The organism is Borreliella burgdorferi B31, from assembly GCF_000008685.2.
GTDB classification, from domain to species: domain Bacteria; phylum Spirochaetota; class Spirochaetia; order Borreliales; family Borreliaceae; genus Borreliella; species Borreliella burgdorferi.
Genome location: NC_001318.1, coordinates 1 through 15765 on the forward strand (window position 1 = coordinate 1; position 15765 = coordinate 15765).

The 15765-nt window shown below is 27.2% G+C and carries 15 protein-coding genes and 1 pseudogene; 9 read left to right on the top strand and 7 right to left on the bottom strand.

What is annotated here, in order from left to right; translation table 11 throughout:
* The first annotated feature begins 104 nt into the window (after positions 1 to 104).
* Positions 105 to 677: a hypothetical protein gene (locus BB_RS00005; protein ID WP_002658391.1), complete on the top strand. Its 573-nt coding sequence runs from the start codon at positions 105 to 107 to the stop codon at positions 675 to 677.
* 90 nt (positions 678 to 767) lie between these two features.
* Here the strand turns inward: BB_RS00005 and BB_RS00010 are convergent, their stop codons facing one another.
* Positions 768 to 1796: a glycoside hydrolase family 3 N-terminal domain-containing protein gene (locus BB_RS00010; RefSeq protein WP_002658389.1), complete on the bottom strand. Its 1029-nt coding sequence runs from the start codon at positions 1794 to 1796 to the stop codon at positions 768 to 770.
* A pseudogene (locus tag BB_RS00015) lies at positions 1784 to 3249 on the bottom strand (UTP--glucose-1-phosphate uridylyltransferase). The gene BB_RS00010 and the pseudogene BB_RS00015 overlap by 13 nt, the downstream one beginning before the upstream one ends.
* Positions 3250 to 3394: 145 nt before the next feature.
* On the opposite strand from BB_RS00015, the gene BB_RS00020 reads away from it, so the two are divergent.
* Positions 3395 to 5188, top strand: a complete 1794-nt coding sequence (locus BB_RS00020) for a phosphoglucomutase (RefSeq protein ID WP_020948671.1) — start codon at positions 3395 to 3397, stop codon at positions 5186 to 5188.
* A 62-nt stretch (positions 5189 to 5250) separates the two neighbouring features.
* Here BB_RS00020 and trpS read toward each other — a convergent pair whose 3' ends face one another.
* The 3 genes from trpS to BB_RS00035 are packed head-to-tail and all read right to left on the bottom strand — an operon-like array spanning position 5251 to position 8315.
* Positions 5251 to 6306 carry a tryptophan--tRNA ligase gene (gene trpS, locus BB_RS00025; protein ID WP_010889658.1) on the bottom strand — a complete coding sequence of 352 codons (1056 nt, stop codon included), beginning with the start codon at positions 6304 to 6306 and terminating at the stop codon, positions 5251 to 5253.
* A 2-nt stretch (positions 6307 to 6308) separates the two neighbouring features.
* Positions 6309 to 7397 carry an AI-2E family transporter gene (locus tag BB_RS00030; RefSeq protein WP_002658381.1) on the bottom strand — a complete coding sequence of 363 codons (1089 nt, stop codon included), beginning with the start codon at positions 7395 to 7397 and terminating at the stop codon, positions 6309 to 6311.
* Positions 7398 to 7457: 60 nt separating this feature from the next.
* Complete coding sequence (locus tag BB_RS00035; RefSeq protein ID WP_002658378.1) at positions 7458 to 8315, bottom strand: HAD family hydrolase; 858 nt, start codon at positions 8313 to 8315, stop codon at positions 7458 to 7460.
* A 111-nt stretch (positions 8316 to 8426) separates the two neighbouring features.
* On the opposite strand from BB_RS00035, the gene cdaA reads away from it, so the two are divergent.
* The 7 genes from cdaA to priA are packed head-to-tail and all read left to right on the top strand — an operon-like array spanning position 8427 to position 14728.
* Positions 8427 to 9197, top strand: a complete 771-nt coding sequence (gene cdaA, locus BB_RS00040) for a diadenylate cyclase CdaA (protein ID WP_002656665.1) — start codon at positions 8427 to 8429, stop codon at positions 9195 to 9197.
* A gap of 4 nt (positions 9198 to 9201) precedes the next feature.
* Complete coding sequence (locus tag BB_RS00045; protein ID WP_010889659.1) at positions 9202 to 10206, top strand: CdaR family protein; 1005 nt, start codon at positions 9202 to 9204, stop codon at positions 10204 to 10206.
* Positions 10203 to 10577: a holo-ACP synthase gene (locus tag BB_RS00050; RefSeq protein WP_002556617.1), complete on the top strand. Its 375-nt coding sequence runs from the start codon at positions 10203 to 10205 to the stop codon at positions 10575 to 10577. The genes BB_RS00045 and BB_RS00050 overlap by 4 nt, the downstream gene beginning before the upstream one ends.
* Positions 10578 to 10580: 3 nt before the next feature.
* Entirely contained in the window at positions 10581 to 11420 is an 840-nt protein-coding gene (locus BB_RS00055; protein WP_002556618.1) for a DUF2225 domain-containing protein, read from the top strand.
* Positions 11421 to 12161 (top strand): tRNA pseudouridine(38-40) synthase TruA, encoded by a 741-nt coding sequence (gene truA / locus BB_RS00060; protein WP_010889660.1) that lies wholly within the window; start codon positions 11421 to 11423, stop codon positions 12159 to 12161.
* Complete coding sequence (locus BB_RS00065) at positions 12154 to 12753, top strand: uracil-DNA glycosylase family protein (RefSeq protein WP_010889661.1); 600 nt, start codon at positions 12154 to 12156, stop codon at positions 12751 to 12753. The genes truA and BB_RS00065 overlap by 8 nt, the downstream gene beginning before the upstream one ends.
* Entirely contained in the window at positions 12746 to 14728 is a 1983-nt protein-coding gene (gene priA, locus BB_RS00070) for a replication restart helicase PriA (protein ID WP_002659035.1), read from the top strand. Before BB_RS00065 ends, priA begins: the two co-directional genes overlap by 8 nt.
* Here the strand turns inward: priA and udk are convergent.
* Positions 14725 to 15345, bottom strand: coding sequence for a uridine kinase (gene udk, locus BB_RS00075; RefSeq protein ID WP_002655979.1), 621 nt, complete (start codon positions 15343 to 15345; stop codon positions 14725 to 14727). The genes priA and udk overlap by 4 nt on opposite strands.
* Positions 15345 to 15716, bottom strand: coding sequence for a rhodanese-like domain-containing protein (locus tag BB_RS00080; RefSeq protein WP_002658367.1), 372 nt, complete (start codon positions 15714 to 15716; stop codon positions 15345 to 15347). Before BB_RS00080 ends, udk begins: the two co-directional genes overlap by 1 nt.
* Positions 15717 to 15765 lie beyond the last annotated feature (49 nt).

A 15765-nucleotide genomic window follows, 5' to 3' on the forward strand; every position in this document is an offset into this window, starting at 1 on the left:
TAAATATAATTTAATAGTATAAAAAAAATTAAATCAAATTAATAATAGTTTAAAAAACTGTTTGTATAATATAATATTATTATATATAATATTAAGCAACTACTATGATACTAATGAAGTATAGTGCTATTTTATTAATATGTAGCGTTAATTTATTTTGTTTTCAAAATAAATTAACTACTTCTCGATGGGAATTCCCTAAAGAAGATTTAATTAAAAAAAAAATAAAAATAGGCATAATTTACCATAATTACATAAATTCTATCTTTTACAATGAAAATTATAAATACATTGCCTTTATCGGAATATTGACATCTTATAATGAATGGATTGAAATACAATTTAGCCCCATAAATTTTTTTACTATCCCAACAAATAAAGATTTTATTTCAAATACTTATTTCAATTTAGCTTTCACTATTTACATTACCAAGTATTCAATTTTAACTGATACACTTGCTATAAAATTTTTTATTGGAACCCAAATCGATTTAACTCTGAGAACTACTATATTTACAGGAAAAACAACTCATGCATTTCTCTATCCAATTCTTCCCATAATTACCTTCAAATTTGAAATTGATTTCATACCTAATAACTATAGTATTTACTATAAATTATCGACTTCTTTTAAAGAATTTATCCTTTTAGATCTAGGAATTTCTATATTTATATAATCCTTTTTTTATTATAGAACTTTTTTTATGGTATAAATTATTTAACACAAATTGTAAAAAGACCAAAAACAAATTTTCAAAACAATTTCACTAAGGAATGAGTACTATATTGACACCCGAACTCAAAGACTTTTTAATAGCATTTTCAATATTAGAAAAACTTCTTGTAATTGCTCCCATATCATAAGAATCTGTCATCATAATACTAGTAATATTTAAATTTTCCCTTATAATATTAACAATACTTTTAGACATGCTAGTTATATCTTTAGAAATTTTAGGAACATTTACATGACCAATCATAATAAATTTAGCAGCTCTACCAAAAACAAATGGAACAAAATTATTTAACATTAAAAAGCTTTTACTATAAGGCAAAAATGCTAAATATTTATGTGTATCTGTAGTTGTTCCCCCTAATCCAGGAAAATGTTTGATTGCCGAAAATACTCCATTATTCTGCATACCATCAATAAAAGCTTCTACCATAAGTCCAATATTATAAGCGGAATATCCTCCAAATGTCCTATTTAATAAAGGAGTATGTGGTGCAAATTTTATATCGGCAACTGGAGCCATATTTAAATTAATACCCAATCTACGCAATTGTTTAGCAAGAACTTCACCAATTTTATAAATAAGATGCAAATCTTTAACACCCCCCACATGCTCCATGGCCGGAAAATTATAAACCCCCATTTTTTTATTTTCACTAGCTCTACTAACTATTCCCCCCTCTTCATCAATAGCAATAAAAATATCATGTCCAATATGACTCTTTATTGCATTAATCAATCCCTTTGTCTGCTCCGCATCTTTTAAATTTTCTCTAAATAAAATTATACCAATTGGATTAATCTTTTTTATTCTATTAATATCATCGATATTAAGCTCTTGAACATTCTTAAAATTTGTTAAATTTCTAATCCCAATAAATAAATTTCTATCTTTTAAAATAGTTTGAAAATCTAATTCACCTAAGAATTTTATCAAATCTACAAGATCTGATTTATCCTTGTTAAAATATTCATAATCTATTTCTGGTAAAGATTCTATCGCAATTAAATTTAAGCAAAAAAAGCTAAAAAACAAAAAAGAAAAGGTTTTTAAAAAGTCCATTTATATAGCCCACAAAGCAAACCATAATCTTTTGATAACAAATCAGGAAGAGCGCTAAAATTCTTAGCAGAATTATCGATCCCCTTTTTACAACAATATCCACATATATCTTCAAGATTACTATTAAGCAACATGTTAATAAATAACTTTGCAGGAAGGAATCTTCTATTTCTATCAACCGTTAAAATTAATGGATTTTCTATTAATTTTAACACTTCCCACGTTATTTGCTCAACCGAAATATATTTACCAATTTCTTTATCTTGCTCTATAATTCTAATGGGCATTTTTTCTATTATTTCATCAATATTTTTTATCAAATACTCTAAATTAAAAAGTCCAGTTGCACAATTAAACAGCAGTCTATTACCCTTATTTTCAAACTCTTGCACAATCTCTGAAGAAATCCCCCCGCCAATATCAACACAAGTTAAACGATTTTCACCATTTACTGCCAATATCCCTCCCTTAAAATCCGCTTTGCTTTTAAAACTAAATTCAAACCCAGAAGAACAATTAGTCAAAGCCATTAAAGCAAGTGCTTTAAAATTAATTGTAAAGCCCATATTATCAACATTACCAATATATATAAATCTTTTACCAGATTCATAAAGCTTTAAATAAATATCTTTTAAAATTTTAAAATTTTGACCATGACCGGCAGGCAAAGCCAAAATAGAATTAGCATTTTTATTATCTTTGAGAGTAAAATATTGATAATTGGAGCTATTCAGTTTTTCATAACAATAAACTAAAGGTTGAACAGCTGTGAAAACATCTTCTTTTTTGAGATTGCAAAAATTTACACTTTTAATCAAGTCATCTGCAAATAAATCGTCCAAAGATTTTGAAATAAATTCATCCGTTTTGCAACTAGTCATTTGAAATATTGAGGGCTTGATCATTTTGCCACAAAAAGATTCATATCTTTTAGCAACCATTAAAAGATGCCTAATTTTCAAAGCCAAAAATGAAAATCCAAAACTACCATCTTTGTTAATATAAGCTGGTGTTATCCCCTTTGGAAATTCTCCAAATTTTTCTTTAAATTCAAGTATTTTAGATTCATATAACATATATAAATCTTCATTTAACGCCCTATTTTTAGCTAAATCAAAATAACTTGTTGCAGAGCCACCATTTAAGATTCCAAAAGAAAGGTATGGGAAAAGCATTAGACCCAAATTTTCAAGATCACAAGAAGAAAAAATATAACAATCACCTTCTTCTGATTGCAAAAATTTAGAAAAATCATGAAAATATTTTTTTAAATTATCTTCAACCAAGCCTTTGTTGAACTTAAACCTCAAAATTTCATCCGAAATATTAAAAATATTTTCATGGTATCGCAAGGAAAATATTTAATGGATTCAAAAGTATTAGGACAAATCTTGCCAGAATTAAGTTTTTCAAGTATCATTTCAGAAAAAATTTTATCAACTTTAACATTCATAAGTTAAAACCAAAACCCTTAAAGAAAAGCTTATTAATATAAGCAAAAAAACAAATTTTTAAGTATAATAACATAAGTGGCTATACTATTGATTATTAAAATTATAGCAATAATATGACTAGAATATCAATGAGAAGAAATTTACATGCTTAAACAATATTCACTTAACATGAAAAATTTTAAAAAAGCTTTTGATGAGATGATATTTTCTCCTTCAGGATTTAGAAAAATTTTTGCAAAATCAAAAAATGAAGATTCAACAGAAAATGAAATAAACAATAAAGATAAAGCACTAATAGCACTAATAATCTTCACAATATCAAATTATTTTAAAAATGAATCTAAGCCCTATATTGGATTGGGATTAGATTCAAGACCAACTGGCAACATTATTGCAGAAATAACAATAAAAATATTAATAACAAACAAAGAAAAGATTAGATTTTTTGGAATACTTCCAATAACTGAAATTTTAGCTTATACAAAAAACAGCAAAGATTCAAAGGGCTTTATTTATATTTCCGCAAGCCATAATCCAATAGGATACAATGGGATAAAAATAGGGTTAAACGATGGTGGCGTACTAAATTCCGCAAAAGCTAATGAAATAATACAGCAAATTAAAAAAAATAGCCAAAATGAAAAGCTAATAAGCCATTTAATTAACACTCTAAACAAATTTGATGAAGATAAATCCAATTTAGAATATTATAATAAAATAATAAAATTAGAAAGAAAAAATAAAAACCAATCTTATGAAGCATATAAATCATTAATACATGAAATAGCATATGAAAACGATATTAACAATAAAAATATCGAAATTTTAAAGAAAAGAATACTAAAAAATCCAATTGGAATAATAGCAGAGATGAACGGAAGCTCCCGAATCAATTCGATAGATAAAGAATTGATAGAATCTTTGGGATTGAAAGTAAAATTATATAATGACGAAATAGGTATTTTTAAGCACAGTATTATTCCTGAAGGAAAATCCTTAAATGAATGTAAAAAGTTGCTACAAAATAAATATATACAAGACAATTCTTTTGAGCTAGGATACGTACCAGATTGTGATGGAGATAGGGGCAATCTGGTGTTTATAGATAAAGCCACAAACACTGCAAATATCATCGAAGCACAAAAAATATTTGCACTTGTAGTCATTTCAGAACTTAGCTATCTTTATTATACAGGAATAAAAAATAACATAGCAATAGTAACCAATGATGCAACATCTCTAAATATTGAAAAAATTGCAAATTTTTTCAACGCCAAAGTTTATAGAGTAGAGGTTGGAGAAGCTAATTTAACAGAGATGGCAGATGATTTAAGAGCCCAGGGATTGATTGTAAAAATCTCAGGAGAGGGATCAAATGGGGGATGCATAATTCATCCTTCAAGGGTAAGAGACCCAATTACTACTTTACTTAGTATCGTAAAATTATTAAAAATGAAAGAACTTTACCAAATATGGTGTAAATTGTCTAAAAACCACTATAAAGAAAAGTACGACTTAAAAGATATTTTAAATACAACAAATTTTTATAGTAATGTAATAGTATCATCCAAAAAAGCCAATTTAACAAATCTAAAAATAGAAAATCAAGAAATTTTAAAAAGCAATTATGAAAATCTATTGATTAAAGAGATAAAAAGTAATAAGTTATTTCAAGAATTATCAGTAGTTGATTATGAAATCATTAACTATGAAGGCAAAAGACAATCTAAGATTAGAACAGGAGATTCTTCGGGAGGATTAAAGGTATTGTTAAAAACTAATAAAGAAATTGTTGCAACCTTATGGATGAGAATCTCAAAGACAGAACCAGTAACAAGAGTGCTCAGCGAAGTTATTTACACAAAAAGAAACATTTTATTCAAGCTACTAGAATTTAACAAAAAATTAATAAAAAAGGCAAATCTACCTAATAATTAATATTGTTTGATTTAAATAATAAGTTAATTACTAATATAAGTCTAGCATAAAATCAATAATTTTCATTCTTCATTTTTTAATTTTTTCTCAGCGCTATATTTTATTCCATTCCAAGTTTTTGAAAGCCCTATTAAATCCTTAACATCTTTTACTACTTTATTTGCAATAAACCTCGCCTTGCTTGTACCATCAAAAATAATTTCATCAATGTAATCTTTTTTTTTGGCTTCATAAAAACTTCTTTTATCTCTTATTGGCTTTAAAAAACTATTCAAAGCTAAAAACAATTTTTTCTTAACCTCAACATCACCTACTTTACCCTTCTTATACCTACTTTTAAGATCCTCAACTTCTTCATGATTACTATTAAAAAAACTGTGATAAATAAAAATGGGATTACCTTCAACATTGCCAGGAATATCTGCCCTTATCCTATTTGGATCTGTATACATAGACATAATTTTTTTTTCTAATAAATTTTCATCGTCGTTTAAAAAAATTGCATTATCAAGGCTCTTGCTCATTTTATTTTTGCCATAAATACCCACCAAAGGACGAGAATCTGTGAAAACAGATTCGGGTATTGGGAAAAAATTATTTTTGTACAAATGGTTAAACCTTCGTGCAAGCTCTCTTGCAAATTCAATATGAGATTCATTATCACGCCCAACGGGAACTAAATTTGCTTTTGTCATTAAAATATCTGCACTCATAAGAACAGGATACCCCAAAAGGCCATAAGGAATCTCTTTAAGTCCAGCTGCAATGCTCATGTCTTTTATACTTGGAATCCTTTGCAAGCGCGCAACAGTAACAATCATTGAAAATATTAAATGAAGCTCAAAAAGCTCGGGTATGGCTGATTGCAGATATATACTAACCTTATCAGGATTAATTCCACAAGCAAGATAATCTAAAACCATTTCTCTAACATTAGAAGGTATTGTATTGATGCTCTTCAAGTCAGGCTTTGTAGTCAAAGTATGTAAATCGGCTATAATAAAATATGTTTCATACTCTTCTTGAAATTTTAACCGATTTACTACAGACCCCACATAGTGCCCCAAATGAAGAGCGCCAGTAGGCCTATCTCCCGTAAGCATAACCTTTCTTTTCAAAATCAAATCTCCTTATCTTTACTTGAAATATGGCTAATATTACTTAAAATCTCAGAGCCACCCAAAAATACAGAAAAAGACTTAAGCCAACTCACATTATCAACTATTACCTTTACAATCACAGTGAAAGGATAAGATATTAAAAGACCTACGATACCCCAAAGCCATCCCCAAAAAAACAAAAAACATAAAAGTAAAAATGGTGAAATATCAAGTCTTTTCCCCTGCATTTTTGGCTCAAGAATATTTCCAATCAACATTTGAATAGAAGTATTATATATAAAAACATAAAGCACTATGTTTAAATTTGGATAAAATTGAATTAAAGATGTTATTACAATAAAAAACACAGCTAATATGGATCCAATGCTGGGAATAAAATTGAAAACAAAGGAAAGAACTGCCCAAACAAGAGGAAAATCTTGCCCAAACAAAGTTAATCCAATAAACACTAAAATGCCCGTTAAGCAACTAACAAGAATTTTTATTCCCAAATATTTGCCAATTTGATTATTAATGGTATCTAAAGCCCCAATAAATCTAGTAGATATCGGCTTTTTAAAAGCTTTATCAAGCTTCATTTCAAAAACATGTATTTCTGAAAGCAAAAAATACAACAGCAAAAAAACTACTACCAAACTGCTTGTAAATCCAATAATTTCATTATAAGCTCTTGTTAAAAAAGGATAAATGTAACCAGAAAAATTCACATCATTAATAACAGAACTATCAACTTTATATCGACTAAGCACATCTTTCATGATAAATGCTAATTGGTTTTGATAGTATGGCAATTGCTTCATTAAAACAGTAACGCTGTAATAAACAAAACTAAAAATCAAATAAGAAAAAGAAAATAATAAAAAAAATATAATAAAAACTATTAAAAATTTTGGGACTTTGAATCTTGCTAAAAAAGTATAAACAGGATAAACTAAAAATCCCAACACTATGGAAATAGCCAAAGGTTTAAATACGGCTTCTGCTATTTTAAAGGCCCCAATAAATATTAAAACTATAACAATACAATAAAAAACAGATTCCACTCTCCAAGGCTTTAACCCTTGATTTGTATTTAAATCTTTAAGCATATTCCCCTCTTTTCGTTTTTTTACTGCTTTTATCAACTAAACAAAAGTAAGTTACATGAATCATACGCTCAAGCAAATTTTCTCCATTATCCAATTATACAATTTAGTACCCTTAGTATAATTGGCCTCAGCAAAATCTCCAACTCTATTCTCATAAAACAATTTTTTTGCATTCTTATCATTTCCATGATACACTGTCAAAGTATTTCTACAATGTTTCAAAATATTATTCAAGATTTCAAATGCCGGAACATCGCTAAATCCATCTGCAATGTAAAATATATTTTTAAAAGGAATTTGTCTTTTGCTCTTTGGCACTCTCTCATTAATCTTCTCATAAGACCCTTTATTGATTTCAAAAATAACTCTGGTTTTTATTGTATGATCTACAAAGTAGCAAACACTGCTTAAAATCTTATTTTTAGAAAATTTATCATCTCTGAGTTCGTAAAAAGGCATTAAATAAGAATCTATAAACTCACATGCCCACACTTTACTCACATAAGGGGCAATTTTACTTCCCAAAATCATTTGTCTAAACCCACTTGAAACAATGTAAATTTTAATCTGAGACTTGCTATTTTCCAACTTCTTATTTATTTCAGATATCTCATCAAATAAGCCAATAACCCCTTCAAAAAATCTTAACTTAGCACCCAAATTAAATAATGCTCTATTATCCAGACTTTCAAAAAACCCTTCCCTTACGTAGGTTAAAAAATGGGATAAATATATCATTTCATTAGAAATTATATTATAACCGTTTTGCTTATAAACATACTCTAAACCTTCAACTTCTCTCCAAAAAGAACAAGAATCAACACAATACTCATCAAACAGTACTTGCTGCATATTGCCATAAATAAGAGTATTATCAAAATCAAATATTAAAGCTATAATATTTTCTCTTTCATTCATAAATTCAAAAACAATTTAATTTAATAATTACAAACTGTGCTTATTTATATATTTTATATTATACTAATATAGGTTAATAAGTACAGTGTTTTCACATTGAGTAGAAAATTTATGATAGACATAAATGATTTAAATCAAATAAAAGATACTTTTTCAAGAATCTTAGATCTAAGCTTAATTAGCATCCTAGTATACTACATATATAAAAACGTAATCAATTCTTATTCTACAAATCTATTAAAAGGAATGTTGATCATTATCTCTGTAGGAATTATCTCATATTATTTAAATCTCTATACTATTAGTTGGCTGTTAAATTATATAGCCAATATATTACCAATAGCAATAGTCATACTTTTTAATCAAGAAATAAAAAAAATAATAATGCAAATTGGAAATTTCAATTTGGCCTTTAAGCTTTCAAATAAAAAAGAAGAAACTTTAAAAGTTATTTCTGAAATCCTAAAAGCAGTCAAACACCTATCTGAAAACAAATCCGGCAGCTTGATATGCATTGAAAAAAAAATACAGTTGGAGCAAATAATAAACAAAGGAACTAAAATTGATGCGCTAATATCTAGTGAACTGCTAATATCACTATTTGAGCGCGAAACTCCTCTTCACGATGGAGCTGTAATAATTAGCAAGAATAAATTAAAATACGCAGGCTCATTTTTACCATTATCTAATGTTGATTCTATTAGCAAAGCATTTGGAACAAGACATAGAGCAGGACTTGGGATTTCTGAAAATTCTGATGCAATAACAATAATAACCTCCGAAGAGACTGGATCTATTTCTATTACAATCAATGCAAAATTGGAATACAATTTAAGCTTAAGTGAAATTAGAAATAAGTTAAATCTAGAGCTAATAGAGTAAAATAATGGAAATAGGCAAAAAAATAATAAATATAATAAAGTTGCTATTTGATGATTGGCAAAACAAAGCTATTTCCATTTTAATAGCTATTTTAATGTTTGTAGCATTTAACTTTAATAAAATAGAATCAATAACAACTGAAAAAGAATTCAAAATTATCTTGAATGATCAAATAGCTCTTGGAAAAATACCAGACTTTAGCAAAATCAAGATTACAATAAAAGTCAACAAAGATGACTTAAAATACCTTGATCTTAATAAAATAATATTATTTATTGAAGCATCAAGCATAAAGATTCCTGGAAGCTATAAGCTACCAATAAAAATAAAAAATCTTAATTCAATACACATTGCAGAATATAAGCTTTCAAAAACAAATGTGTTGCTAAATCTTGATAACAAAGTCTCTAAATTAGTTAAAATAGAACCCAAGTTTAAACTTATAGAAAAAGATGGCAAGGGAGAATATTTTATTGCAAAATACAATATATTACCTGAGAATTTATTAGTATATGGACCTGAGCAAGAGCTCAAAAAAATAAACACCATTCAAACCAACGTAAAAGAGTTTGACACAAGAACTCTATTTGTATCAGATTATCTTGAAGTAGTTCCACCAAATCCTCTAGTTATGTTTGAAAAAAGTCACGTGGTAGTCAATATTTATTTAAACAAAAAATATTCAAACACAACAATAAAATCTCCTAATCTTATTTTTAATAATCTTAAAAATGGCCTTGAAATTAAAGATAAAGAAAAAATAATAAACTCAGAAAATAAAATGTTCGTAAAAATAAAAACAAGACTTTCTGAAAAACAAATTAAAGCTCATATAAACAATCAAAATATAAGCCTTGCTTTTGATTTAGCAGATATAAAAACTCCCGGGATTTATAACATTGCTGCAAATATAATTCTTAAAGAGAATATCAATGAAACAGAAATATATGATTATGAACCCAAAAAAATAAAACTAGAAATAATTGAAAGCTCAGAGATCAAACCATGAAGTCAATAGGATGTGATATAATAAAAGTAGAAAGATTTAAAAATTTTTTAGAAAATAAGAAAAAAATGGAGAGGTTCTTTACACATAAAGAAATTGAAAATTTTAAATTAAAAGGGGGTAGCATTATAGAAAGTTTAGCTGGAAAATTTGCAGCTAAAGAATCTTTAATTAAAGCATTAAGTCCACTGTTGCAATATAAAATAAATTATACCCTTAAAGATATTGAGGTAATAAAATCTTTAAAAGGAAATGCGGAGTTTTGTTTGCATAATGAAGTTGAAAAATTTGCAATAAAAATGAATTTAAAGCTATACCTAACAATATCCCATGAAAAGGAGTACGCTATTGCATTTGTAATAGTAGAAAATTAATTCATGAAAAAAATATCATATTTTACAAAAGAAAAAATTGAGTGTCCTGTATGCTCTTTTAAATTTCAAAAAGAAGAATTTTTGACCGGAAGTAGTAGATTAATAGCCGGAGAGTTAAAAATTGATCTAAAAAGAGAATATATAAAAAACGACAAATATGGCAACATTTATCCTAGAATATATTCTATAACAGTATGTCCAAAATGCTACTTTGCAGCATTCCCAAGCGAATTTAATTCAATCCCTAAAAACAAGAAAGAAATTTTGCAAAACAAAAAATACGAAAGAAAAAAAATAAATACAATTTTTGACAACATGCTCAACTTCAGTAAACCTAGGACATTAAAAGAAGGAGCTGCAAGCTATATTCTTGCCATGCTGTCTTATGAGCATCTGGAAAAGAATTATAACCCCACATTAAATCAAGCAAAGTCAGCAATAAGAGCCGCTTGGACATTCGAAGACCTTGAAAAAGAAGAACCAAACAAAAACTATAATTATCTTCAAAAAATATTTTACCACAAAGCTGCATACCTTTATAAACTAGTTATTGAAAAAGATAAAGACAATTCAGAACCTGTTAGTGCATCAACCATGTTTGGCCCAGATACAGACAAAAATTATGGCTATGATAGTGTGCTATACTTATCAGGCCTTCTAGAATACTTTTATGGAAATAAAGACAATAAAGAATATAGATATAAACAATTAAACGACATAAAAACCACTCTTTCTAAAATAGCAGGCATGGGTAAATTTTCAAAAGAAAAGCCTTCAATACTTTTAGATAAAATCAAAGAAGTTTACTTTAAAATATCAAAGGAAATGAAAAATCTTAAATAAATGAAAAAAATATTAGCTGAAATCGCTTATGACGGATCCATATACCATGGATTTCAAATACAACCAACAAAGCCTACAGTTCAAGGAGAAATTGAAAAAGCTCTAATGAAGATCAATAAAAAAAAAGTAAAAATTCATTCATCCGGAAGAACAGATAAAGGCGTTCATGCAAAAAAGCAAATAATAACTTTTGATATAAAAATCAATATTCAGCTAAACAATCTAAAAAAAGCTTTAAATGCAATATTATTAAAAAACAGCATAAAAATACTAAAGCTCAGGTATGTAAAAAATTCATTTCATCCACGTTTTAGCGCTCAAAAAAGAAAATATAGCTATTGTATATTAAACAGCGATAACTACTATCCCTGGGAAGGTTATCAAGCTCACTATGTAAATAAAAAACTAAGCATAAGCAATTTAAACCAAATGGCCAAAACATTGATTGGAAAACATGATTTTACCACATTTTCATGCATAAAAGATAAAAGCAAATCTAAATTTAGGCATATATATTTTGCCAAATTTAAAAAAAGAGGAAAATATATTATTTTTGAAATAATAGGATCTTCTTTTTTGTGGAAAATGGTAAGATCAATAATAGGCACAATGCTGGACATTGAAATAAAAAACGAATCAATTTCTACTTTTGAAACAATATTAAAATCAAAAAATAGAAACCTTGCAAGAACAACTGCACCTGCAAATGCTTTATTTTTAGAAAGAGTTTACTATGAATAATAGCGTTTTAACTAAAAAACTTTTTTTACTTAAAATATTGACAAATAATATAGAAGGCAAAATTACCGAAAATTTTGAAGAAATAGACAATGAAATTAAACAAAAAATAGAAAAAGCTAAAAACACTAAAATTTATCAAAAAAACGAAAATAGCAAAGAACCTGCAAAATTACCTTTGGAAAACCAAAATTCAAAAAACATATTATTAAATAATAGCTTACAAGAAAAAGGTATCAACGATCAAATCATAATATATGTAAACAAAAACTATCTTAACGAACCTTCAAGGGATATTATAACAAAATGGTGCAAAAGCATAAACATATACAATTATAAAATAATAGATACTATTGAATCACTTAACTTAGAAATCAGCAACAAAAATCCTAAAGCAATTTTATCTTGCGAAGAAATAGATTTTTTCTTAAATCAACCGCTAAGAATTCACATTGTAAGAGGAATAGAGCTGAGATTTAAAGGCATTCCATTAGTTTTTACATATCTTCCTACAAATCAAATAAAAAATCCAGAATTAAAAAAAGAAATATGGCAAGATTTAAAAATAATAAAAGGCATAATAAAATATGGTTGAGCATTATCATTCAACTTATTACTATGAAATAGCAATAAATATTCCTTTAAATAAACTTTTTTTTTACAAATTTAACTTAAACCTAGAAATTGGAATAAGAGTAATGGTTAATTTTAATGGCTCCAATAAAATTGGAATAATTATTAAAAAATATTTTGAAAACGAATTTAAAGAAAAATTTGAATTTAAAATAAAAGAAATTATTAAAATAATAGATACAACTAAAATAATAACAGAACATAACATTGATTTAGCACATTGGATTAGTAAAAAAACATTTTCGGGATTTGGAGAAACTTTATTCTTTGGGTTGCCCCAAAATTCAAAAGCTAAAAAAAATCAAACATTACCTTCAATAAATGAGCATCCGGATCATAAAAAATGCCTTGAGCTAAACAACGAACAACAAAATATTTACAAAGAAATTATCGGGTCAGAAAAAACCAATGTTTTTTACCTTTTTGGAATACCTGGATCTGGAAAAACTGAAATATTTATCAAATTGTGTGAATACTATTTAGCACTAGAACAACAAGTGCTTTTTTTGATTCCCGAAATATCATTAGGATATCAAATAATAAAAAGAATAAAATATGCATTAAATATGCACCATAAAATTTATGAATATAACTCCAAAGTTCCAAATTCTGATAAAAATTTAATATGGAATAAAGTTAAAAATGGAGAAAGCCTGGTTGTCATTGGCATCAAAAGCGTTTTAATGCTGCCCTTCACCAAATTGAAATTAATAATTATGGACGAAGAACACGAAACTACATACAAATCTGAAAACATTCCAAGATTTCACTCAAGACATATATCATTTTTTTTACAAAAAAAATTTAATGCTAAATTTGTAATGGGAAGCGCAACACCTTCTCTTGAAGCATACCACGCAATGAAAAATAACCAAATAAAAAAAATAATAATGCAAAACAAATTCTCTCAAAGCAAAATAGAAGATATAAAAATAATAAATATGAAAAAAGAACCTAGCACAATTTCATCAGAACTATTATACAGTATACAAAAAAGTTTAAATGAAAAAAGACAATCTTTGATTTTCATTAATAAAAGAGGATATCTAAAAAATCTCGAATGCAACGAATGTGGGCATATAATTTGTTGTCCAAATTGCTCATTTGGTTTGATTTACCATAAAAAAGAAAACAAACTTTTATGCCACTATTGTAGTTATAAAACAAAAACAGCAAGCCATTGCCCTCAATGCGAATCAAAAGATATTAAATACAAAACTTATGGAATTCAGCTTGTTGAAAAAGAACTAAAAAAATTTTTACCAAATGCAAAAATTGCAAGAATAGATTCTGATATTACAAAAATAGAAAATATAGATTCAATAAATAAGTTCGAAAATAAAGAAATAGACATACTTATCGGGACACAAATCATTGCAAAAGGATTTAATTTTGAAAATATAAAAACACTGGGTATAATCAACGCTGACATTGGAATGGGACTGCCTGATTTTAGAAGTGGTGAAAGAATTTTTACAACACTCTCACAAATTATGGGAAGAGCCGCACGATTCAAGGATGACAACATAATTATTATACAAACAAAAAATCCCAATTATTATGCCATAAAATATGCTTATAAGAATCAATATGAACAATTTTACGAAGAAGAACTAGATATACGAAAAAAATTGAACTATCCTCCGTTTAACAAAATTATTAGAATAATATTTAGAAGCAAAAATGAAGAATCTGCTAAACAAAAATGTTGGGAATTTTTTGAAAAATCTAAAGAATTTTTGCAAGAAGAAATTGAACACTTAGGCCCATCAGAAGCTATTATGAAGAAAATATCTAAAAATTACAGATACAATATAATATACTTGTCAAAATCCTACAGCCTGCTTGAAAAACTAGTTAACAAGACAAAAGAAAAGGTAAAAATGACAAGCACTGTTTATATTGAGATAGATTATTACCCAATATCATTAATTTAGGTAAAATCTAACCCTTCTTTACTTAAAGACTTAAGAAACGTTGAAAGCACATAAAGCGCTTTATCATTATGACCTCCCTCGGGAATAATAAGATCAGCATATTCTTTGGTAGGCTCAATAAATCTATAATAACCCCATCTAGTGGTATTTAAATACTGATCAATCACCGATTCTACAGTACGTCCTCTTTTGGAAATATCTCTTCTTAAACGCCTAATAAATCTAATATCATTTGGGGTGTCAATATATATTTTAAGATCTATTAAATTTCTTACTCTCTCTTCAACAAAAATCATAATACCCTCAACAATAACAACAGGAGTTGGAACAACCAAAACCGTTTTAAGTTGTCTTTTATGATTAATAAAATCGTAAAGGGGCATATCTATTGGACTATTTTTTTTTAAATTTTTTAAATGTTCATAAAACAAATTATTATCAAAAGCATCCGGATGATCAAAATTTACCTTAGAAAATTCATGTTCATAATCGCCTACACTCTTATAGTAATTATCTTGAGAAATAAGGACAAATTCTGGAATAAACTCACTAATCTTGCTTACAACTGTAGTTTTTCCGCTTCCAGAACCACCAGATATCCCAATAATCTTAGCCATCAACCAACTTCTTTTTTTGCTTGTGGCATGTCTTTCAAGGTTCCAGCAACAAACACATTCTTAAATCCCATGCTTTTTAAAACTTTTTTAGCCTCGTAAGACTTATTAAAACTTTTACCATAAACAATTATTGGGGACTCAAAATCACCTAATTTATCCTTTTTAGCAAATAAATTATTAAAAGGAATGTTAATTGACTTCAAATAATGAGACTTGCTATATTCTTTGGGAGACCGAATATCCAAAATTTTTGCTCCATTTTGGATTTTTTCTAACAAAAACAGATTAGTTCTTTTCATCCTAAGGATAATAAAAAACCAAATATAAAAAAAAAGCAGAACTATTAATACTGCAAATCTTGCATAATTCATCGCCATAGTTTCATGAACATGATATCAAAAAAAATAAAAAAAGTGAATA